The 20,316-nt window shown below is 70.4% G+C and carries 20 protein-coding genes; 10 read left to right on the plus strand and 10 right to left on the minus strand.

Annotation, left to right across the window (positions count from 1 at the left end):
* Positions 1–42: 42 nt before the first annotated feature.
* From EDD93_RS19970 to EDD93_RS19985, 4 genes are read right to left on the minus strand one after another with little or no spacing between them, the layout of a single operon-like run.
* Positions 43–975, minus strand: coding sequence for an NAD(P)-dependent oxidoreductase (locus EDD93_RS19970; protein WP_123526436.1), 933 nt, complete (start codon positions 973–975; stop codon positions 43–45).
* The gene (locus tag EDD93_RS19975) at positions 972–1,853 is read right to left on the minus strand and encodes a carbohydrate ABC transporter permease (protein ID WP_123526437.1); all 882 of its coding nucleotides are present in this window, start codon (positions 1,851–1,853) and stop codon (positions 972–974) included. The genes EDD93_RS19970 and EDD93_RS19975 overlap by 4 nt, the downstream gene beginning before the upstream one ends.
* A complete protein-coding gene (locus EDD93_RS19980; protein ID WP_123526438.1) occupies positions 1,850–2,863 on the minus strand; it encodes a carbohydrate ABC transporter permease in 1,014 nt (337 codons plus the stop codon). The genes EDD93_RS19975 and EDD93_RS19980 overlap by 4 nt, the downstream gene beginning before the upstream one ends.
* 2 nt (positions 2,864–2,865) lie before the next feature.
* On the minus strand, positions 2,866–4,239 hold the full coding sequence (locus tag EDD93_RS19985; RefSeq protein ID WP_260255791.1) for an ABC transporter substrate-binding protein: 1,374 nt from the start codon (positions 4,237–4,239) through the stop codon (positions 2,866–2,868).
* A gap of 230 nt (positions 4,240–4,469) precedes the next feature.
* Between EDD93_RS19985 and EDD93_RS19990 the strand changes: the two genes are divergently transcribed.
* The gene (locus tag EDD93_RS19990; RefSeq protein WP_123526439.1) at positions 4,470–5,786 is read left to right on the plus strand and encodes an enolase C-terminal domain-like protein; all 1,317 of its coding nucleotides are present in this window, start codon (positions 4,470–4,472) and stop codon (positions 5,784–5,786) included.
* 83 nt (positions 5,787–5,869) lie between these two features.
* Here EDD93_RS19990 and EDD93_RS19995 read toward each other — a convergent pair whose 3' ends face one another.
* The 4 genes from EDD93_RS19995 to glnII all read right to left on the minus strand — a co-directional run bounded on the left by EDD93_RS19995 (position 5,870) and on the right by glnII (position 11,053).
* Complete coding sequence (locus EDD93_RS19995; protein WP_260255792.1) at positions 5,870–7,063, minus strand: ROK family transcriptional regulator; 1,194 nt, start codon at positions 7,061–7,063, stop codon at positions 5,870–5,872.
* Positions 7,064–7,154: 91 nt separating this feature from the next.
* Positions 7,155–8,783, minus strand: a complete 1,629-nt coding sequence (locus EDD93_RS20000) for a GH39 family glycosyl hydrolase (protein ID WP_123526440.1) — start codon at positions 8,781–8,783, stop codon at positions 7,155–7,157.
* A 223-nt stretch (positions 8,784–9,006) separates the two neighbouring features.
* Positions 9,007–9,624: a winged helix-turn-helix domain-containing protein gene (locus EDD93_RS20005; protein WP_123526441.1), complete on the minus strand. Its 618-nt coding sequence runs from the start codon at positions 9,622–9,624 to the stop codon at positions 9,007–9,009.
* Between the two features lie 394 nt (positions 9,625–10,018).
* Entirely contained in the window at positions 10,019–11,053 is a 1,035-nt protein-coding gene (gene glnII, locus EDD93_RS20010) for a glutamine synthetase (RefSeq protein ID WP_123526442.1), read from the minus strand.
* A gap of 243 nt (positions 11,054–11,296) precedes the next feature.
* Between glnII and EDD93_RS20015 the strand changes: the two genes are divergently transcribed.
* A complete protein-coding gene (locus EDD93_RS20015) occupies positions 11,297–12,205 on the plus strand; it encodes a Gfo/Idh/MocA family protein (RefSeq protein WP_123526443.1) in 909 nt (302 codons plus the stop codon).
* 51 nt (positions 12,206–12,256) lie between these two features.
* On the opposite strand, the gene EDD93_RS20020 is transcribed toward EDD93_RS20015, so the two are convergent.
* Complete coding sequence (locus EDD93_RS20020; RefSeq protein ID WP_123526444.1) at positions 12,257–12,616, minus strand: arsenate reductase family protein; 360 nt, start codon at positions 12,614–12,616, stop codon at positions 12,257–12,259.
* A gap of 119 nt (positions 12,617–12,735) precedes the next feature.
* Between EDD93_RS20020 and EDD93_RS20025 the strand changes: the two genes are divergently transcribed.
* Positions 12,736–13,005, plus strand: a complete 270-nt coding sequence (locus EDD93_RS20025; RefSeq protein ID WP_123526445.1) for a hypothetical protein — start codon at positions 12,736–12,738, stop codon at positions 13,003–13,005.
* A gap of 57 nt (positions 13,006–13,062) precedes the next feature.
* Here the strand turns inward: EDD93_RS20025 and EDD93_RS20030 are convergent, their stop codons facing one another.
* Positions 13,063–13,503 carry a hypothetical protein gene (locus EDD93_RS20030; protein ID WP_123526446.1) on the minus strand — a complete coding sequence of 147 codons (441 nt, stop codon included), beginning with the start codon at positions 13,501–13,503 and terminating at the stop codon, positions 13,063–13,065.
* Between the two features lie 129 nt (positions 13,504–13,632).
* On the opposite strand from EDD93_RS20030, the gene EDD93_RS20035 reads away from it, so the two are divergent.
* From EDD93_RS20035 to EDD93_RS20065, 7 genes are all read left to right on the plus strand, one after another.
* Positions 13,633–14,118 carry a hypothetical protein gene (locus tag EDD93_RS20035; protein WP_123526447.1) on the plus strand — a complete coding sequence of 162 codons (486 nt, stop codon included), beginning with the start codon at positions 13,633–13,635 and terminating at the stop codon, positions 14,116–14,118.
* Positions 14,119–14,360: 242 nt separating this feature from the next.
* On the plus strand, positions 14,361–15,293 hold the full coding sequence (locus EDD93_RS20040; RefSeq protein ID WP_123526448.1) for a metallophosphoesterase: 933 nt from the start codon (positions 14,361–14,363) through the stop codon (positions 15,291–15,293).
* Entirely contained in the window at positions 15,290–15,952 is a 663-nt protein-coding gene (locus tag EDD93_RS20045; protein ID WP_123526449.1) for a 4'-phosphopantetheinyl transferase, read from the plus strand. Before EDD93_RS20040 ends, EDD93_RS20045 begins: the two co-directional genes overlap by 4 nt.
* A gap of 101 nt (positions 15,953–16,053) precedes the next feature.
* Positions 16,054–16,866, plus strand: a complete 813-nt coding sequence (locus EDD93_RS20050) for a putative 2OG-Fe(II) oxygenase (RefSeq protein ID WP_123526450.1) — start codon at positions 16,054–16,056, stop codon at positions 16,864–16,866.
* Between the two features lie 53 nt (positions 16,867–16,919).
* Complete coding sequence (locus EDD93_RS20055) at positions 16,920–17,732, plus strand: phytanoyl-CoA dioxygenase family protein (protein WP_123526451.1); 813 nt, start codon at positions 16,920–16,922, stop codon at positions 17,730–17,732.
* Positions 17,729–18,865, plus strand: a complete 1,137-nt coding sequence (locus EDD93_RS20060) for a zinc-binding dehydrogenase (protein ID WP_123526452.1) — start codon at positions 17,729–17,731, stop codon at positions 18,863–18,865. The genes EDD93_RS20055 and EDD93_RS20060 overlap by 4 nt, the downstream gene beginning before the upstream one ends.
* Before the next feature lie 149 nt (positions 18,866–19,014).
* The gene (locus tag EDD93_RS20065; RefSeq protein WP_123526453.1) at positions 19,015–20,286 is read left to right on the plus strand and encodes an MFS transporter; all 1,272 of its coding nucleotides are present in this window, start codon (positions 19,015–19,017) and stop codon (positions 20,284–20,286) included.
* The last annotated feature ends 30 nt before the right edge of the window (positions 20,287–20,316 follow it).

The raw sequence follows: 20,316 nt of genomic DNA on the forward strand, positions 1-20,316 counted from the left end.
TGCGTGATCCACGGACGGGTTCCGGAGTCGTGCGGTCCGCGATCAGTCCGGGGGAGCGGCGGTGGCGCCGCTGGTCCGCCAGCCGTGGCGGGCGGTGAAGCCGAGCAGTGCGCGGGAGCGGCCGGTGGCGAACAGGGAGCCGTGTTCGGCGATGTCGTCCACGACCGTCGCGGTGGGGTGGTGGGCGGCCAGCAGCTCACGGGTCGGTACCCGGCAGGAGCTGTCGGGAGCGGCGATGTTGATGACGTGGTGGCCGGTGAGCGGGGCGGTGAGCGCGGCGCGTACCGCCCCGGCGGCGTCCTGTGTGTGCACCCACCCCCACAGCTCGCGGCGGTTGGCGGCGGGATCGGCCGCCACCTCGGCCAGCCGGCCGGCCAGGCGTTCGCCCTCACCGATGAAGGGGAAGCGCAGCATGACGGTGGTGGTGTGCCATCGCCGGGTGGTGAAGGCGGCCGCGCTCTCGCTCATCACCTTCGACAGCCCGTAGGAGTCGACCGTCAGATCCGGGTGCTCCTCGTCGACCGGAACGTACTGGGGAGACTGGTCCCGGTCCGCCCAGGCCAGTCCGACGGCGGCGGCGCTGGAGGCGCCGACCACGCGGGCGACTCCCCGGCGGCCGGCTTCCTGGAAGACGGTGTAGGCGGTCATGACGTTGGAGCGCAGCGTCTCGTACTCGTCCACGATGCCGGGTGCGGGGATCGCGGCGAGGTGGACCACGGCCGCCGGAGCCTCCCCGTCCTGCCCGGCCGCCGCGTCGAAGGCGGCGCGTACGACGGCCGGGTCGTTCAGGTCGCCGGTGACGAAGGCGGCGAGGCGGGCGGAGGCGTCCGGGCCGGCGGGGGCGGTCCGGTCGGCGCCGACGACCCGGTAGCCCGCGCGGGCCAGGTCCGCGGTCACCGCGGTGCCCAGGCCGCCGCAGGCGCCGGTGACCAGCACCGTGCCGGAGTGGCGGCGTGCGTTCTCGTGCGGGGTCATCCCTTGACCGCTCCCATCAGACCGTTGACGAAGTAGCGCTGGGCGCAGAGGAACAGGATGATCACGGGGACCACCATGATCAGCGCGGCGGCCATCAGCGAGTTGTACTGGACGACGCTCTCCGACTGCATCGCCTGGAGGGCGATCGGCAGGGTGTAGGTGTGCGGGTCGTTGAGCGAGATCCGGGTGAGCTGGTACTCGTTCCAGGTCGGGATCGCCGTGAGCAGCGCGATGGTGACCAGCGCCGGACGGGCCAGCGGAAGGTAGATACGGGCGAAGATGCGCAGCTCGCCCGCCCCGTCCATCCGGGCCGCCTCGCGCAGTTCGACGGGGACGGTGTTGAAGGCGTTGGTGAGCATCAGCACGGCCAGCGGGGCGCTGCCGTTGACGAAGGGGAGGATGAGTCCCCAGTGGGTGCCCAGGATGTCGAGCCGGCTCTCCAGCAGCACGATCGGCAGCAGGGTCACCACCCCCGGCACGAACAGCAGGGCCAGGAAGAGGCGGTAGAAGAGGCGCCGGCCGGGGAAGCGGAGAACCGCGAAGGCGTAGGAGGCCGCCGCGTACACGACGACCACCAGGACGGTGGTCAGCACCGTCACCTTCAGGCTGTTGGTGAAGTACTCGAAGAAGTCGAGCTTGTTCCACGTGTCGGACAGCGTCTGCAGGGTGGGGTGGTGCGGGATGAGATGGCCGCCGGAGACGACCTCGCTGTTGGTCTTGAAGGCGGCCGAGACCATCCACAGGAAGGGGTAGAGGCTGACCACGGCGTAGGCGGCCAGCGCCACCGTCACCGCGGTCCGGGCGCTGATCCCGCCGAGCGACCGCGGGGTGCGGCGGGGCGGAAGCGCCCGGGGAGTGAGCTGGGCGGTCGTGGTCATTGCGTCCTCCGCGTGGCGCGCTGGTTGAGGAACGCGACCACCAGGGCCGCGACGAACAGCAGCCAGCCCAGTGCGCTGGCCAGGCCCAGGGTGGGCGACAGCTCGGAGAGGAAGGCCAGCCGGTAGGTCTCCAGTCCGAGGACCGAGGTCGAGTCGCCCGGACCGCCGTTGGTCATGATCAGGAACATCTGGAAGCCCTGGAGCGCGTCGCGCAGGTTGAGCAGCGTGATGACGAGGGTCATGGGGCGCATCAGCGGCCAGATGATGTGGAGCGCGGTGCGCACCCGGCCGGCGCCGTCGAGCTGGGCGGCCTCCAGGAGCGATCCGTCCAGCGACTGCAGGCCGGTGAGGTAGAGCAGCATCGAGACCGGAACGGCCGACCAGACCATCACCATGATCAGGGTGGGCAGCGCGGTGTCCGGATTGCCCAGCCAGCCCTGGGGCTGGGAGAGGGACCCCAGGCCGACCGACTGCAGCAGCAGGTTGATCGCGCCCTCGGGCTCCAGGATGTACTGCCAGGCGAAGTAGACCGCGATGCCGGTGGTGACGTAGGGCAGGAAGTACACCGAGCGCAGGACGCCCTGGAAGCGCCGGATCGAGTTGAGCACCAGCGCCAGCGGGAAGCTGATCAGCACGGTGAGCACGGGGACGGCGATCATGACGTAGAGCGTGTTGAGCGCCGCGGTCCTGACGATCGGGGCGTAGGTGGGGCTGCCGCCGAGCAGGTCGGTGTAGTTGCGCAGTCCGCGCCAGTGCCACTGCGGCCAGAAGCCGTTCCACTGGGCGAAGCTCAGCGAGAAGCCGTACACGATGGTGTAGACGCCCATGACGGCGAACAGGGCGAGCGCGGGGGCCATGAAGGTGTAGCCCCAGAGCGCTTCCCGTAGCCGGGCGGTACGGCGGGGCCTGCCCGCGGGCGATGTACGGCCCTTTCCGGTGGCGCGGGCCGTACCCGCGCTGCCGGGGCCGGGGGTGCCGGCGTCGGTGCCGGCGGTGAGATTGGCTGCCATGGCTACTGCTCCGCCCAGTAAGACTTGATCATGGAGCTGATGTGATTGCCGGTCTGCCGCGCGCCCGTCGACTTCAGCGGGGTGTAGCCGGCCAGTACCGCGCCGACCTTGCCCGGGTCGTAGAGGCTGGGGCGGTAGGTGGTGTCGCCCGCGTTGTAGGCGTTCTCGCCGGTGCCGAACGAGTCGAGCATGGTGGTGAGCAGCGGGCCGACCGCCTTGCGGTCCGCGCCGGTGAGCAGGTTGGGCGGCACGTCGAGCGCCGCGCGGCCGAAGTCGGCGGCCACATCGGGCTGCGAGAGGAACCGCAGCCAGGCCATCGCCTCGTCCTTCCGCCGCGATGTGCGGGTCACCGAGAGCCCGGTCAGTGCGAAGGGGGACAGCTGCATGCCGGGGATGGCGGCCCTGGCCGGGGGCGGCACCGGGAACGTCATGATGTTGGCCGGGTCGGCGCCGTTGGCCGCCAGGAAGGCCAGGGTGAAGGTCCCGCCGACCAGGAACGCCGACTTGCCCTGGGCGAAGGAGAGGTCCGCGTCGTCGATGCTCTTGGCGGCGGTGCCCGGCATCCAGTACGGCGTGACCCTGCCGTACTCCGTCAGGACCCGCTGGCCGTCGGCCGAGGCGAAGCCCTTGGAGGGGTCGGAGCCGAAGAGGGCCTGGAAGCGTTCCTTGCCGAGCATCCCGAACGCCATGGGCTGCATGAGCCACTCCAGCGCGGTGGACGGCTGCTGGACCCCGATGGTGATGCCGCCCCGCTTGGGGTCGGTCCGGTGGACCGCGGCGAGGGCGTCGATGAACTGTTCCCACGTGGCGGGCGGTTCGGTGACACCGGCCGAGGCGAGGCGGCGGCGGTCCGCGTAGACGATGCCGAAGGTGCCGACGGTGAGGGGGACGCTGAACCGCTGCCCCTCCTTCACCCCCATCGTCTTGGACCCCTCGGTGAGGGAGTCCCGGTACTGGGCGGCGGTGACGGCGCCGTCCTTGCGCACCTGGGGCAGGTACTTGTCCAGCCAGCTCCTGCCGACCGTGCCGGCGAGGTCCTCCAGGAGGCCGGCGCCCCCGAAGGACAGGTCGTCGCCGTTGGCGTGGACCTCGATCACATCGGGGAGATCGTTGGTGCGAGCGGCGGCCTGCACCTTGGTCAGGAAGGCGTCGTCGGGCGTGATGGCCTGGATCGCGACCTTGGTGCCGGTCTGCGCCGTGAACGCGGCGGCGGCCGCGTCGAGGGCCTTGACGTGTGACTGCTTGAAGGTCCACATCGTCAGACGATCACGTCCGGCGCCTGCGGACCGGCCGCAGCCTGCGGCCAGCAGGGCCATGGCCGGTGCGGCGGCGAGCAGACGGCGGCGTCCTTGCCGGAACGCGGGGCTGTGTTCCATGCAAGCGGCCCCCTTTCCTCTGTGGCGTCCATGGCCTGATTCCGCACGGCGTCCCGGGCCCGCGGATACAGGTGTCTCGCCTGCTGGGTGATGAAGTGGGTGCTGAGGGCCGCGTGTTGAAGCGGGTACGGGCCGGAGCCAGCACCGGTATCTAAATCGACTTGATGTACGGTGTCAACGGTCGTAACACTCGAGAAACCCTGCGCGTCTTCTCCCGTACGGAGCCCACCATGACTGAACAGGACATCGCGGACCCGGCCGCTCCCGGCACCGCCCGCGCCGCCGCACCCGTACTCGCCGCCGCCCCCTGGAGCGGGTCGGGCGACGGAACCCGCATCACAGCCGTCCGGACCTTCCTGTGCGCGCCCCAGGGCTGCCCGTACGTGATCGTGCGGGTGGAGACCAACCAGCCGGGCCTCTACGGCCTCGGCTGCGCCAGCGACCCCCAGCGCACGACGGCGATCCGGGCCGTCGTCGACGACTACCTCGGACCGCTCCTGGTCGGCCGGGACCCGGCCGACGTGGAGGACCTGCACCGGCTCCTGCTGAACAGCGGCTACTGGCGCGGCGGGTCCATCGGGCACAACGCGCTGGCCGGTGTGGACGTCGCCCTGTGGGACATCAAGGGCAAGTCGGCGGGCCTGCCGCTGTTCTCCCTGCTCGGCGGGCGCGTCCGGGAGTCGGCCGAGGCGTACACCCACGTCGACGGAGCCGACGCCGCGCAGATCGCCGAAGCCGTGCTGGCCGCCGCCGATGGCGGCTACCGGCATGTGCGCGTCCAGGTCGCCGTACCCGGCACCGACGCCTACGGCACCGCACCCCGGGACGCCGAGGAGGCCGAGCGCCGCACCCGCCGCGCCGGGAGCTGGGACTCCCTGGGCTACCTGCGCCACGTGCCGCCCGTCCTGCGCGAGGTGCGCGAACGGGTCGGCCCCGGCGTGGAGCTGCTGCACGACGTGCACGAGCGCCTCACGCCCTCGCAGGCGCGCGAACTGGTGCGCGCGGTGCAGGACGCGGACCTGTTCTTCCTGGAGGACGCGCTGGCGCCCGAGGACGCCGCGCACTTCGCGCAGCTCCGCGCGGCCGGTACGGTTCCGCTCGCGGTGGGGGAGCTCTACGCCGAGCCGCAGGCGTACCTGCCGCTCCTGGAGCAGCGGGTCATCGACTTCGCGCGCATCCGCATCCCCACCCTCGGCGGGCTCACGCCCACCCGGAAACTGGTGGCCGCCTGCGAGCTGTTCGGCGTGCGCACCGCCCCGCACGGGCCGGGGGACGTCAGCCCGGTCGGCATGGCCGCCAACCTCGCGCTGGACATCAGCTCACCGGCGTTCGGCGTGCAGGAGGCGGCCTCCTTCACCGAGGCGACCCGCGAGGTCTTCCCCGGGGCCCCCGTACCGCGCTCCGGCCGTCTCTTCCCCTCCGAGGCACCGGGTCTTGGCGTCGACTTCGACGAGGCGGCCGCCCGGCGCCACCCCGCCCCCGCACCGCTCCAGCACGACCGGTGGGCCCTGCTCCGGGCGGCGGACGGCAGCGCGCACCGGCCCTGACGCGGGGCCCCGGCGACGGAAGAGGCGCGGCTGTGCGGGGGCGGGGAGGGGCATCTCCCTCCGGCCCCCGCACAGCCGCGCTCTCAGTGCAGCAGCAGGCTTCCCGGCTGCGCGGACAGCGTCTGGTCCAGGACCAGACAGGCGGCGCCCACAGCGGCGACGTGCTCGCCGATGCGGGTCGAGGTCACCCGGGTGGGGTGGACCGCCTTCACGTACGGGGACGCCGCGACCATCGGTTCGATCACGCTGAGGAACGGTTCGGACATCTGCGGCCAGAGCGGTCCGCCGAAGACGATGGTGTCCGAGTCGAGCAGGGTGGCCGCCGCGCACACCCCCCTGCCGATGCGGATCGCCCAGCGCTCCACGACACCCGCCGCGGGCTGCACGCCCGCTCGGGCCAGCCGGGCGAGCTCGTCCAGACTGCGCCGGGCGTCCTGGGGGCCGGTGGGCGTGAACTCGTGCCCCAGGGCCCCCATCTGGATCGCCTCGTCGACCAGCGCCCGGGTGGAGCAGGCGGCCCCCAGCCCGCCGACCTCACCGGCGTTCCCGGAGGCGCCGCGCAGGACCGTGTCGTCCACGACGAGCCCCATGCCCGAGCCGGTGCCCAGGTAGAAGAACAGGAAGTTGCGGGTCTCCGTGGCGGCCCCCATCCAGCGCTCGGCCACCGCCGCGGCGATGACGTCCTTGTCGAGCAGCGTGGGCAGCCCCGTTCCGGCGGCGAGCCTGGCACGCAGCGGAACGCTTCCCCAGCCCGGCAGTTCGGGCGGATCGACGACCATTCCGTGCCCGGCGTCCAGCGGCCCGGGGGCCGCGATGCCCAGGCCGAGAACCCGTTCGGGCTCGACGCCCGAATCATCGATCAGGGCCCGCACCGCGCTCACCATCTCGGCGGTGACCGCGTGGGTGTCGGTGCCCAGAGGGGTGGATTCGCTGCGCCGGGCGACGGTGGTGCCCAGCAGATCGAGCAGTACGTAGGTGATGACGGCCGGGTCCAGATGCACCCCGACCGCGTACCGCGCTCCCGCCACGACGCGCAGCAGCGTACGGGGCTTGCCGCCACCGCCGGACGACTGCTTGCCCGACTCCTGGGTCAGCCCCTGGTCCAGGAGCCGGCGGCAGATGTTGGAGACCGTCTGTGCGGAGAGCCCGGTGGCATGGGCGAGTTCCACCCGGCTCAGGCCCTTGGGGTGGCGCCGGATGGCGTCCAGGACGACCGACTCGTTGAAGTCGCCCATGCGTGGCAGGTTGGTACCCCGCCTGATCGATGTGTTGCTCATACTCACGATAGTTCTCCTGCTGCGGCGTCCACGGGGCGCATCACGGCGATCGGCCGGCGGGTTGACCGGCCGGATCCGAATGAAACACGCCCTAGGGGACTTGACGTACCAGCGTGATCGACCACGGCTGCAGTGGTGCCTCGTGTACGAGCACACCCGCCGCGTCCGCCCGCAGGGTCTCCAGCCTGGTCGCCCGCGCCCGCCGGTCCAGGTGGGCCAGCTGCTCACGGGTCGGTGCGCCCGGTTCGCCCAGCTCCTGCCAGGCCCCGATCGCGTCCCCGTGGCCCGGCTCCAGGCTCTCCACCTCGAAACAGGCGCCCGGGGCCAGCCCCGTCAGCCGCAGCCGGAGCTCGCGCGGTTCGCCCTTGGCCTGGGTGGACCTGGCCGTCGAGCGGTCGTCGAAGGAGGCCGGTACCGACTTGGGCTCCTGCGCCGGGTAGTGGTGCACCAGGATGCCGACGCGTCCGGTGGCGGAGTCCCGCGTGGCGGTGAAGTCCTCGCCCTGTCCGATCAGCTCGTCCCCGAGCGCGTTCAGCATCCGGTAGGCGTGGTACGTCGGCTTGGGGATCCCCGGCAGGGTGAGCATGCCGAAGCCGCCGTGGAACAGCTCGTCGCCGGCGCCGCCCTCCTCGAAGACGTCGGTGAAGGTCCAGTAGGCCAGCGAGTCGACGGTCCCGAGGGAGTGCAGTACGGAGCGGACCACGTACGTCGCCGCGGGCAGGGTGTCGTGGGTGTGGTCGCGCGGCGAGGAGGACGAGGACCATTCGGTGAGGTGGATCTCCGCCTCGGGGAACGGGCTGCCGGCGACCATGTCGCGCAGCAGCGCCAGGTCCTGGGGGGTCGCGTCCTTCGACCGGGTGAGCTTCTCGCCCCGGCCGTGCTCGTCCAGCGCCCAGTCCGTGGGGTAGGGGTGCGTGGAGACGAAGTCGACGGGGAGTGCCTCGCGCTCGCAGAACTCCAGGAACGCCTCCAGCCACACGGGCCGCCAGCGGAGGGTGTCGATGTCGTCGCGGCCTGCGGTGATCCGCAGGGCGACGTCCTCCACGTCCTTGCTGAACCGCTCGTCCGGCACGAAGTTGGAGGTGGCGGGGCCGCCCACGCGCAGCGAACCGTCCACGGCCTTCACCGCCCCGGCCGTGACCCGGTACAGCTCGAAGTACTCGGAGCGGGTCCCCTTGAAGAACCCGTCGAGGTTGGCCTCGTTCCACACCTCGAAGTACCAGCGGCGCACCTCGTCCGCCCCGTAGCGCCCGATCCAGTGGCGCACCGTCGCCTCGATGAGCGCGGCCCACTTGTCCAGGTCGACGGGCGGCGCACCGTGCGCGCCCCACCAGAAGACGGTGCTGGTCTCCCGGGCGAGCGCGCGCGGGCTGAAGCCGAACTCGACGAACGGCCGCACGCCCGTGTCCAGCAGGAAGTCGAACAGGGCGTCCACGTACTGGAAGTTGAACACCGGGGCGCCGTCCTCGCGCTCGGTGTAGACGAACATGTCGTCGTGGAACAGCCCGTGAAAGCGGACGTACTCGAAGCCGCAGTCCCGCCGGGCCGCTACGAGCTGGCGCTGCCAGTCGGCCCGGAGCCCCTCATTGGCCCGTCCCGCACCTACCACGCGGCGCCAGAACGGCTGGAGCGCGGTGCCCTCGGCCGACGCGGAGAGATCGATGCTCACCGCTGAGCTCGTGCCGCCCGCACGGCTGCCTGGTTCCAGGTCACGAGTCATGGGTGTCTCCCTGTCACAAGCTAAATCAATTTGATTGATGTTACTTTAACAGGGCACCGCAGATCGGGAAGCAGGCGTGGGTACGGCCGGTGAGCAGGTTTGCTGAGCAGCTCCGCCCTCCGGCCGTGCGGGAGTTCGCGGGTCCGGCCCGGCACCGGGCAGGACCCGCCCACGACGAGGCCGGGCAGGAGCCGGTGCGGCTCCTGCCCGGCCTCGTCGCGGCTCAGGGCGTGTACTTGTATCCGACGCGCCGCACCGTCTGGATCGACCGGCGGTGCTCGGCGCCCAGCTTGCGGCGCAGCCGGGCGACATGGACATCGACGGTGCGCCCGTCGCCCACGTGCCCGTAGCCCCAGACCGTGGTCACCAGCTGGTCGCGGGTGTGCACCCGGTTGGGGTGCGCCACCAGATGGGCGAGGAGCTCGAACTCCAGGTAGGTGAGGTCGAGCCGGTCGCCGTTCACCGATGCGGTGCGCTGGACGGGGTCGATGCGCACCGGTCCGGCCCCCGGCGCCTCCAGGATCTCCGGCACCACGTACTGGCCGGCCCGGACCGCCGCGGCCGGCGGCTGCTGGTCGGCGGGGACGAGCACCAGGTAGCCGACCATCGGCGGCCGGCCCGGCAGCGCCGGCAGGGTGTGCTGCGGTGCGGGCAGCCAGGTGGCACCCGGCGCCAGGAACGCGGCCACATCGGCCGGCTGGAAGACCTCGTCCGGCGCGACGGCCCGCAGCCGGTGCCGGTTGGGGTTGGGGGAGAGGGGACGGGCGGTGGTGGCCGCAGCGGTCGCCGGCTGGGCTGCGGTGGCAGCGGAAGCGGCGGAGATGGTACGAGTGTTCGCCATGAGGTCAGCTCTTTCGCGCGAGGAGTCGTCTGTGGACGGACTTGCTGCGCGCGGGCCGAAGGCCGGGGTGATCGGCTTTAGAGGGCCGGCGCGTTCAACGCGCGGCAACACACCCGGTCGAAGTCGTGATGCTGACGGGAAGGCCAGAAGGGCTCGAGGTCGCTGCGACCCGACGAGGTGTGCTGAATGCTGGCCATGCCCCCATTGAACCAGAGAAAACGGTGCCGCAGCAGGTCCCTCCCACCCGTCGATACGGACCCTTTGCGTTACCTTCCTCACTCGGGACCGTGAACCCGGAATCCGGGTCCGGCCCGTCCGCGGTGTCCGGGCACGCCGGAGGGGGCGCCCACCGGACAACCGGTGCACGCCCCCCTCGTACGGGTGTTGCGCGGGATCAGGCCTGGCCGGCCTTCTCCAGCGCGGCGCAGCAGGTGTCGACGATCAGCCGCGTGACGACGTACGGGTCGACGTTGGCGTTCGGGCGGCGGTCCTCGATGTAGCCCTTGCGGTCCTGCTCGACCTGCCACGGGATGCGGACCGAGGCGCCGCGGTCGGAGACGCCGTAGCTGTACTCGTTCCACGGGGCGGTCTCGTGCAGACCGGTCAGCCGCTCGTCGATGCCCGCGCCGTAGTGCTTGACGTGGTCCATCGGCTTCGAGCCCTCACCCAGCGACTCGCACGCGGTGATGATCGGGTCGTAGCCCTCGCGCATCGCCCGGGTGGAGAAGTTGGTGTGCGCGCCGGCGCCGTTCCAGTCGCCCTTGACCGGCTTCGGGTCCAGGGTCGCGGAGACACCGAAGTCCTCGGCGGTCCGGTAGAGCAGCCAGCGGGCGATCCACAGCTGGTCGGAGACCTCCAGCGGGGACAGCGGGCCGACCTGGAACTCCCACTGGCCCGGCATCACCTCGGCGTTGATGCCGGATATGCCCAGGCCCGCCTTCAGGCAGTTGTCGAGGTGCTTCTCGACGATGTCGCGGCCGAAGATCTCGTCCGCGCCGACTCCGCAGTAGTAGCCGCCCTGCGCTGCCGGGAAGCCGCCCTCGGGGAAGCCGAGCGGCCGGTGGCCGTCGAAGAAGGTGTACTCCTGCTCGATGCCGAAGATCGGCTCCTGACCCGCGAACTGCTCGGCGACCGGGCGCAGTCCGGCACGCGTGTTGGACTCGTGCGGGGTCATGTCGATGTGGAAGACCTCGCACAGGACCAGGACGTCGTCACCGCCGCGGATCGGGTCCGGGCAGGTGAAGACCGGCTTCAGCACCCGGTCGGAGGCGTGGCCCTCGGCCTGGTTGGTGCTCGATCCGTCGAAGCCCCAGATGGGCAGCCCGGCCGCGTCGGACGACGGGGAACCGGGCATGATCTTCGTCTTGGAGCGGAGCTTGGCGGTCGGCTCGGTGCCGTCGATCCAGATGTACTCAGCCTTGAACGTCACGGAAGCCATCCTTCGGGGGTGCTGCGGTCTATGCAGCGCAGCTTCGCAAGACGCGATTTCCCGTCCGTTGCTCTCGTGTGAACCCCGTGTTACCGGGGTTTCCCGCACGGGAGCGGGCCTGTGGCGCCGTATACAGGGCTCGTACGGACCACCGGGGCACGTACGGCCGGGGCCGGTTCATCGCGGTGTCCCCGAGCGGCTCGGGGGATCCGGGTCCATGGCCGCACCGGGCACACTTGTGCCATGACGACATCCGTGAACCCCCTGCGTATCGGCCTGGCCGGGACCGGTCCCTGGGCCCGCAACACCCAGGCCCCCGCCCTCGCCGCACACCCCGGCGCCGTGCTGAGCGGGGTGTGGGGCCGCCGGGCCGAGGCCGCCCAGGAGGTGGCCGACGCCCACGGTGCCAAGGCGTACACCGGGGATGCGGGGCTCGACGAGCTGTTCGCCGTGAGCGACGCCGTCGCGTTCGCCCTGCCGCCGGACGTACAGGCGCCGCTGGCCGCCCGTGCCGCGGCGGCCGGCTGCCATCTGCTGATGGACAAGCCGGTGGCCACGAGCGTCGCGGCGGCGCGCACGGTGGCGGAGGCGGCGGAGCGCGCCCGGGTCGCCTCGGTCGTCTTCTGCACCCTGCGGTTCGCCCCGGAGACCGCGGCCTGGATCGAGGAACAGCACGCGGCGGGCGGCTGGTTCACCGCGCACGCGCACTGGATCGGCGCCCTGTGGGCACCCGGCGCGGACAGCGAGTACGCCGCGTCCCCCTGGCGCCACGAGAAGGGCGGCCTCTGGGACGTCGGCCCGCACGCGCTCTCCGTCCTCATTCCGGTGCTGGGCGAGGTGACCCGGCTGACCGCCGCCCGCGGCCCCGCCGACACCCACCACCTGATCCTCCGCCACGCCTCCGGAGCCTCCAGCACGGTGACGCTCACCCTGGCCGCCCCCCAGGCGGCGACCGGCGTCGAGGTGCAGCTCAGGGGCGAGCACGGCACCGTCGGGCTGCCCCGGTGGGACGGCGCGGTCGGCGCCTACACGGCGGCGGTGGACGCGCTCATCGAATCGGTGCGCACGGGAGTGGCGCACCCCTGCGACGCACGGTTCGGGCTCCGGCTGACCGAACTCCTCGCGGAGGCCGAGGCGCAGGCGGGGGAGTAGCGGCCCCGACGCAGAAGCTCCGGGCGCACTCCTGGCGCCCGGACCCGCTGCTCAGCGCCCCATCGCCTCCCGCACCGCCTCGTCCGTGCGCGCGACCACGGCCGTGCCGTCCTCGGCCGTGATGATCGGCCGCTGGATCAGCTTCGGGTGCCCGGCGAGCGCCGTGATCCACCGGTCCCGGGCGGCCGCGTCGCGCGGCCAGTCCTTGAGCCCCAGCTCCTTCGCGTCCGCCTCCTGTGTCCGCGTGATCTCCCAAGGCTCCAGCCCCAGCCGGTCGAGGACGGCCCGGATCTCCTCCGGTGACGGCACGTCCTCCAGGTAGCGGCGGACGGTGTACTCGGCGCCCTCCTCGTCGAGCAGGTGCAGCGCGCCCCGGCACTTGGAACAGGCGGGATTGATCCAGATCTCCATGGGGCCAACGGTACGGGATGGGCCCGCGAAAACCCCTCTGGCCAGGGGCGATTGTCAGTGCCGGGCAGTAAAATGGAGGTAGTTCGTGAGGGTTCCACCACCCCGCCAGGAGGTTGCCAATGGCCGTTGCCGCAGTCACGACCGAGCCGCTCCACACACCCCTGAAGAAGAAGCCGCTCCCCGCCGGCCGCCCCCGTCAGTGGTACGTCACGCACAACCGCCGGCTGAAGGCGATGCGGCTGGCGATCGCCCTGCTCGACACGGGAGTTCACCAGCCGTCCAGCGCGAGCAACGCCCGGATACGCACCACCGCCGGGCACCTCGGCATCCACCCGCCGTCCGACACCACCTGCCGCATGGTCCGCGCGCTCATCCGCTACGGCCGCTGACCGCCGGCCCCCTCCGCCCGCCGCGCCCCCGGGAGATCCCGGGGGCGCGGCCCTCGCTCAGTACCCGTCGCAGGTGGCGGTGGCGAAGGCCCCCGAAGCCCGGTCCGTCCGCCGGGTGATGTCGTCCACCTTCACGGAGCACGCGACGTCGCCGCCGGACCTGCCGAGGCTGACGACGAACGAGCCGCTGTTCATGAACCCCCTGGTCTCCAGCTCCCCGGCCCACGGCAGGGTGCGCAGGGTCAGCCGCCCCGTCGACAGGGCCTCGCCCTGCCAGGTGCTGTAGGTGAGCGTCACGTCCTTGGCGGTGCCGGTGACCTCGTACCTGACCCGCAGCCGCTGCGAGCTCTGCTCGGACAGCCCCCGGGCCAGCACCGCGGAGACCCCGCCCGCGGCCAGGGCCAGGAGGACGACGACCATCAGCACCACCCACGGCCACAACCGCCGCCGGGAGGGCCGCGGCCCGTCCGGCCCGTCACCGGCCTCCTGCTCGCTCATGCCACCACCCTCCACGCTCCGGCCCCGCCCCGCGACCCCGCCGCCCCCTCACCCGTCCGGCCCCCACCGCATGCGCCCCCGCCGGCCGCCGCCTTGACTGGGGACGGTGGACGAGTGCTGGGAGGCGCGATGACCGGGCGAGGTGTACGGGGTGCGGGTGCCGTGCTGGTGGCGGCCGTCCTGGCGGCGACGGCGACAGCCTGTTCGGACGACGGGGACAGCGCGTCCAGCACGGCGTCCAAGGCAGCGTCGGCAGCCTCCTCCCTGGCGTCCAGGGGCGCCGACGCGGTCGCCTCGGCGACGGCCGCCGCCCAGGACAAGCTGAACAGCTTCAAGGACGGCGTGAACGCGAGCGGCGACGTCAAGGCCGGTGCGACGGCCACCGACAAGGAGGGTCACGCCACCTCGAAGGTCACCGTCCACAACGGCGGCGACTCGAAACAGTCCTACGGCGTACAGATCAACTTCCGTGACGGACACGGCAATCTGCTCGACGCGGTCGTGGTGACGGTCGATGACGTCGCCGCCGGGGCCACCAAGGACGCCACCGCCCGCAGCAACCGCAAGCTCGACGGCCACGTCAAGGCCGAGGTGGGCAAGGCACTGCGGCACTGACGGCGACGGGCGCCCGCCTGGGGTCACGGGCCTGCCCTCAGGCCGCCACCGACGCCGGATATGCGTGTATCGAGTGCCGCGCGTGCCGTCCCGGCGTCGGCCGGGTACCGGCGCCCGTGTGACCGGGTGATGAGCAACTGATCATTGCCAGCGCATAGTTGGCCGTGAGACGGTGCTTTCGAACTACTCCGCATGGTCGTCGCGGGGCCCCTCATCGGCCGTCAGAACGGGAAACCGTCTCTATGAGTCCTCCGAACGACCCGGGTCCATCGGCGAGAGTGGAGCCCGGCCGGCTTCTCGCGGTCAGTGACCTGCACGTAGGCATGGCCGAGAACCGGCCGATCGTCGAGTCGCTACGCCCGTCCGGTGACCACGACTGGCTGATAGTCGCGGGTGACGTCGCCGAGCGGATGGATGACGTGCAATGGGCGCTCGAGCTGCTCTCGGAGCGGTTCGCCCACGTCATCTGGACCCCCGGCAACCACGAGCTGTGGACGACGCAGAAGGACCCGGTCCGGCTGACCGGGCAGGCGCGCTACGAGAGCCTCGTCGAGCTGTGCGGAAAGCTCGGCGTGAGCACGCCGGAGGACCCGTTTCCGCTGTGGCGAGGCCCCGGGGGACCGGTGGCCGTCGCGCCGATGTTCCTCCTGTACGACTACACCTTCCGGGTCCCGGGCGCGGCGACCAAGGCGGAATCCCTTGCCCGCGCCCAAGAGGCCGGCGTCGTCTGCACGGACGAGTACATGCTGCACCACGACCCGTATCCGGCACGGGAGGACTGGTGCAGGGCCCGGGTGGCCCGGACCGAGCAGCGGCTCGCCGCTCATGACCCGGACATCCCACTGGTACTCGTGGGGCACTGGCCGCTGATACGGAAACCCACCTCGGTGCTGTGGCACCCGGAGTTCGCCCAGTGGTGCGGAACGGAACTCACGGCGGACTGGCACCGCCGCTTCAACGTCGCGGCAGTGGTGTACGGGCACCTCCACATACCCCGCACCACGTGGTACGACGGAGTGCGCTTCGAGGAGGTCTCGATCGGCTATCCGCGGGAGTGGCGCAAGCGGGGTCACCCCCACGGACTGCTGCGTCGGATCCTGCCGTACGAACAAGGGCCGCAGGAGCCGGCGGGCCGCGAGGATACGGCAGGGACGCGGCAGGGGACGGCATCGTGATAGAGCGCCTTGTCCCCGCCTCGGTCTCCTGCGCCCACTCCCGCGAGGACCACCCGTCCGCCGACACGCTCTTCCCCGAGGAGACGGCCCAGGTGGCCCGGAGCACGCTTGCCCGCAGAGCCGAGTTCGCCTCCGTCCGCGGCTGCGCCCGGCGGGCCATGGCCCGCCTCGGTCTCGCGCCCGTACCCATCCTGCGCGGCCCGCGGGGCGCCCCGCTGTGGCCCGCCGGGTTCGTCGGGAGCATGACGCACTGCCAGGGCTACCGGGGGGCGGCTCTGGCCAGCGCGCGCGAGATCCGCTCGCTGGGCATCGACGCCGAACCGCATGTGCAACTACCTTCTGACATACGCAAGTTGGTCGCGTCTGCCGAGGAGGACCGGTGGATGTCCGCCCAGCAGCCGGCCGGCGCCATCCACTGGGACCGGCTGCTCTTCAGTGCCAAGGAAAGCGTCTTCAAGGCCTGGTATCCGCTGACCCGGCTCGAACTCGACTTCAACCAGGCGGAGATCATTTTCCGCCGCCCGGAACAGGGTGTGGCCGAAGGCACCTTCACCGCGCAACTGCTGTGCCGTGCATCCGGTATGCCCGACTCCTTCGAAGGCCGCTGGCTGGTCATGGAGGGCATCGCGGCCACCGCGGTCGTCCTTCCGGCCGAGTGACGAAATCTTGGGAAAAGTAGTGCCCGACTCGATCGAGTGAATATATGCTCGTCGGGAATTCTTCGTGAGGGGGAGAAGCGGTGTCAGGTGAGAATGGTGCGGTGCTCGAGGACGCGAGTGCCAATAACTCGCCGATCTTCACGTTATTCGATTCGGAAACGGTTGATGAACTCACCCGGGATCATATCCTCCGGCTGGCGGTCGGAGTGCTCGGCGCCGTTCGGATCAGAGGATTCTCCTCACTGGTGGACTGTGAAGACGTGATGAGCAGTCTCGCTACCTGCGAGTTGGGTGGATACGACGAGTCGCTGATATTCCCGCGGATCGCGAAGCTGGGTCCCGCGGCGTACGACTTCTACGGAGACTACGGTCTCGGCGAGCGCTATTGGGAGCATGCGGAGCAGTCTGTCGGGACCCGGGCCACCTTGCTCCGCGGCGGTGATCCCATGGATGTCGCGAAGCAGCGGCTCCGTGCGGCCTGGGGGGATGAGCTGATTCCCGCGACGTCGGGCGGCCGGGAGCTCTTTGCCGGCATGATTCGCGAAATAGCGAGCGGTGCGAAGATCCATTTCGATGAGATCGTCCGGGAATTCCCCGGCGTTCTCGATGAGCCGCCCGCCAGTTTCCTCACGTTCAACTGGTATCTCTCGATGCCGAAGGCCGGCGGTGAAACCTTTGTGTACCGCCACGGGTGGCGGCCGTCGGACGAACAGTACAGGGATGGATACGGGTACACGGATGAGGCCGTACGGGGCGAACCCGTAGCCTGCGTCAAACCCGAGGCCGGTGACGCCGTCATCTTCGACTCGCGGAACCTCCACGCGGTCGAGCCGGCCCAGGGCGAGGGGCGAAGGGTGAGCCTCTCCTTCTTCCTCGGGGTGACCGGCCGGGGGCCGCTCGCCATCTGGTCCTGACCCGTCCCGTGTGCTGGTGCCGATTCTGCCGCATTCCACGAAATGGGGGAGATATGCGTCTCAACGAGGAGCAGGTGGGCCTGTTCCGGGATCAGGGTTTTCTGCTGATGGAGTCGGTCTTCGACGAGAAAGAGGTCGAGGCTCTCCGGGAGGCCTTTCGCCGGGACAGCCTGATACCCGGCGAGCAGCGGATCATGGAGGAGCGCGGCGACACGGCTCGCGCGGTGTACAGCTCACACCGGCGACAGCCCGAGTTCGCGGCTCTGGTGCGCTCCTCCCGGCTGCTCGGTCCCGCACATCAGCTTCTGCACGAGGATCTCTACCTCTACCAGTTCAAGGTGAACGCGAAGCCGCCGTTCACCGGCGACCTCTGGGCGTGGCACCAGGACTACCTCGCCTGGAAGATCGCCGACAACCTCCCGGCTCCGCGCCTGCTCAACGTCGGTCTCTATCTCGACGACGTGACCGAGTTCAACGGCCCGCTGATCTTCATTCCCGGTTCGCACCGCAACGGTCTGGTGAGCGAGGGCAGAGGGCGGGAGCGGAGGTCCGAGCAGCATCTCGACCCGGACGACATCCGGCTGTCCGAGTCCGAGATGGCCGCACTCGTGCGGGAACACGGAATGCAGAGCCCCAAGTGCCGGGCCGGCTCGGTCGTGTTCTTCGACCCGGAAGTCGTCCACGGCTCGGCCCCGAACATGTCGCCCTTCCCGCGCAAACTGCTGATCGCCACCTACAACCACGTGGCCAATCAGCCCCGCCCCCTGAAGGAACCACGGCCCGAGTACCTCATCTGCCGTGACACGAGGCCCCTGCGGATGGCCGACGAACCCCTGGATTCCCTCGCCGGAGGTGGGGCGAAGTGAGCGATCACGCGGAACACGGCACGTACCCGGCCACGGCGAGGGCGGTCGTGCTGGAACAGTTCGGTGAACCCCTGGTACTCCGCGAGTTCGACGTCCCGCCCGCGCCACCCGGCGGACTGGTCGTGGAAAGCCGCTTCGGCGGCATCTGCGGGACCGATCTCCACTTGCAGCAAGGCCACTTGGCCATTCCCACCCCGCTGGTGCTCGGACACGAAGGACTCGGCACCGTGCGCGAGCTGGGTCCCGGGGCCGACCGGGACGCCCACGGCTCCCCGCTCGCCGTCGGTGACGATGTCATGTGGGCCTCCTCGATCGCCTGCGGACAGTGCGTCTACTGCCAGGTCCACCGGGAGCCGACGCTGTGCGAGAACCGGCAGACCTATGGAGTGAACCGCCCGGCCTCCGCGGAGCCCGCACTCTCCGGCTCCTGGGCCGAATGCATCGTGCTCCGGGAGGGAACCACGGTCGTCAGACTCCCGGCGGGCGTGGGGCGGCCGGCCGCGATGTCGCTGGCCTGCGCGGGGCCGACGATGGTGCACGCGCTGTACGAGCGGCGCCCGGTGCGCGTCGGTGAAGTGGTGGTGGTCCAGGGCAGCGGCCCCGTCGGACTCGCCGCGGCCGCGCTGGCGCAGCTCGCCGGAGCGTCGAAGGTCATCCTCGTCGGTGGGCCGGAGCAGCGGCTCGGCCTCGCCGCGAAGGCGGGGATCGCCGACCACCACGTGAATCTCGTCGAGGCGGAGGACCGGGACCTCGCCATGGACAAGGTCCTCGGCCTGACCGGCGGGCTCGGCGCCGACCTGGTCATCGAATGTACCGGGGTGCCCGCGGCGATCAGCCAGGGAATGCGGTTCTGCCGACGCGGTGGCTCGTATCTGGTCATCGGCCAGTACACCGACAGCGGTGACACGGTGATCAATCCCCACCAGATCGTCTACCGGCAGCTCGATGTCGTCGGTTCCTGGGCGTTCAGCGGCGCGCACCTCGTCGAGTACGTACGACTGCTGCCCGCCCTTGCCCGCCGCTTCGATTTGGCCAGTATGGTGACGGCTTTTCCCTTGGAGGACCATCGCGCCGCACTGGAAGCGGTGGCGAGCGGAACGGTGATGAAGGCGGTATTCGTCAGTCGGCCGTAATTTCCGGCAGAGCGGCGGGACTTGCTCCGGTGGGCCTCAACTCGTAGCCTGGCCAACCTGGTTGGCGCATCTGAAATCGCCGCCGGATTCGTCCGTAAAAGACGGTACTCCTGACGCGTATGCTCACTCGGAAAGGTCGGATATACGTTATGGAAGGCAAGTCCAAGTCATTACTCTTCCGAAACCGCGACTTCGGTTTGCTGTGGTCGGGTGAGTCGGTAAGTCTGCTGGGCAGCGAGATCAGCATCATCGCGCTTCCCTCATTGGCTGTACTCGTCTTCGGAGAGGGCACGCTGGGTGTCGGTGTCCTCGTTGCGCTGCAGTGGATACCGTTCGTACTCCTCGCGCCACTGCTGGGTGTGTTCACCGACCGTTTCCGTCGCAAGCCGTTGATGCACATTGCCAACATCGGGCGTTTTGTCACGCTCGGTTCGTTGCCGCTGGCCGCGGTGCTGGGTCATCTCACCGTGACCCACCTGTATGTGGCCGCACTGGTCAAGGGCATTTTCGACGTCGTGTTCCAACTCGCGTACCAGGCGTATTTGCCGAACCTGCTGGAACGGCAGGATTTCGCGGACGGAAATGCCAAGACCCAGCTGAGCCGGTCGCTGGCGGTCGTCCTGGGCCGTTCCGCCGGTGGTGGCCTGGTCGGGCTCATCGGTGCCGCCAAGGCCATCACGGCCGATGCCGGCTCGTATCTGGTCTCGAGCATCGCCCTGATGTTCATCAAGGCGAAGGAGCCCGCCCCCGCCGTCGCGGCGCGCGGAGTCGCCGCCACTCTGGGAGAGCTCCGGGCCGGAGTGCAACTCACCTTCGGCAACCGCCTGTTGCGCTATCTGACGCTGATGGCGACCTTCGGCAACATGGCGGTCTCGATGACGCTCGCGATGATCATCGTTTACGCGTACAAGGATCTGGACTTCGGTCCGGGACGGCTGGGTCTGGCTCTCGCGGCCGGCGGTATCGCCGTCGTGGCCGGCGCGATGCTCTCCCGGAAGATCAACGCCAAGTACGGCATGGGGCGGACCCTGATCTTCACCCATCTCGTGCTCGGTGTGGCGTTCGTGCTACTTCCCACCGCCCAGACGGGTGGCACGACCTTCGCGTTCGTCGTGATCGTCATCTCTCAGCTCGTTTCCTCGTTCACGTCCCCGATCGCGAACGTCGGCATCATGACCCTCATCCAGAAGGCCACACCTCCGCAGGCCATGGGGCGTGTGGGCGGGGTGGCGCTGCCGTTCGTGTGGGGAGCCAATGCGATAGGTCCGCTGCTCGGCAGCGGCATCGCGGCGTTCTCCTCCAACGCGGCGACCTTCTTCGTGGCCGCGGCGCTTGCCTGGATCGCGACGATCTGGATCGTCCTGGGTTCCGTGCACACACTCTTCGACGAAGTGCCCGAGGAGTTGCGGGTCGCCGTCTGAGCCGGGTGCAGGACCGTAGGAAGGGATGAG

The sequence above is a fragment of the Streptomyces sp. 840.1 genome, assembly GCF_003751445.1.
In the GTDB taxonomy this organism is placed as follows: Bacteria; Actinomycetota; Actinomycetes; order Streptomycetales; family Streptomycetaceae; genus Streptomyces.

Excerpts from the sequence above, each read along its gene's own strand:
- EDD93_RS19970 (WP_123526436.1), bottom strand. The coding sequence starts at position 975 with ATGACCCCGCACGAGAACGCACGCCGCCACTCCGGCACGGTGCTGGTC.
- EDD93_RS19975 (WP_123526437.1), bottom strand. The coding sequence starts at position 1,853 with ATGACCACGACCGCCCAGCTCACTCCCCGGGCGCTTCCGCCCCGCCGC.
- EDD93_RS19980 (WP_123526438.1), bottom strand. The coding sequence starts at position 2,863 with ATGGCAGCCAATCTCACCGCCGGCACCGACGCCGGCACCCCCGGCCCC.
- EDD93_RS19985 (WP_260255791.1), bottom strand. The coding sequence starts at position 4,239 with ATGGAACACAGCCCCGCGTTCCGGCAAGGACGCCGCCGTCTGCTCGCC.
- EDD93_RS19990 (WP_123526439.1), top strand. The coding sequence starts at position 4,470 with ATGACTGAACAGGACATCGCGGACCCGGCCGCTCCCGGCACCGCCCGC.
- EDD93_RS19995 (WP_260255792.1), bottom strand. The coding sequence starts at position 7,063 with ATGAGCAACACATCGATCAGGCGGGGTACCAACCTGCCACGCATGGGC.
- EDD93_RS20000 (WP_123526440.1), bottom strand. The coding sequence starts at position 8,783 with ATGACTCGTGACCTGGAACCAGGCAGCCGTGCGGGCGGCACGAGCTCA.
- EDD93_RS20005 (WP_123526441.1), bottom strand. The coding sequence starts at position 9,624 with ATGGCGAACACTCGTACCATCTCCGCCGCTTCCGCTGCCACCGCAGCC.
- EDD93_RS20015 (WP_123526443.1), top strand. The coding sequence starts at position 11,297 with ATGACGACATCCGTGAACCCCCTGCGTATCGGCCTGGCCGGGACCGGT.
- EDD93_RS20020 (WP_123526444.1), bottom strand. The coding sequence starts at position 12,616 with ATGGAGATCTGGATCAATCCCGCCTGTTCCAAGTGCCGGGGCGCGCTG.
- EDD93_RS20025 (WP_123526445.1), top strand. The coding sequence starts at position 12,736 with ATGGCCGTTGCCGCAGTCACGACCGAGCCGCTCCACACACCCCTGAAG.
- EDD93_RS20030 (WP_123526446.1), bottom strand. The coding sequence starts at position 13,503 with ATGAGCGAGCAGGAGGCCGGTGACGGGCCGGACGGGCCGCGGCCCTCC.
- EDD93_RS20035 (WP_123526447.1), top strand. The coding sequence starts at position 13,633 with ATGACCGGGCGAGGTGTACGGGGTGCGGGTGCCGTGCTGGTGGCGGCC.
- EDD93_RS20040 (WP_123526448.1), top strand. The coding sequence starts at position 14,361 with ATGAGTCCTCCGAACGACCCGGGTCCATCGGCGAGAGTGGAGCCCGGC.
- EDD93_RS20055 (WP_123526451.1), top strand. The coding sequence starts at position 16,920 with ATGCGTCTCAACGAGGAGCAGGTGGGCCTGTTCCGGGATCAGGGTTTT.
- EDD93_RS20065 (WP_123526453.1), top strand. The coding sequence starts at position 19,015 with ATGGAAGGCAAGTCCAAGTCATTACTCTTCCGAAACCGCGACTTCGGT.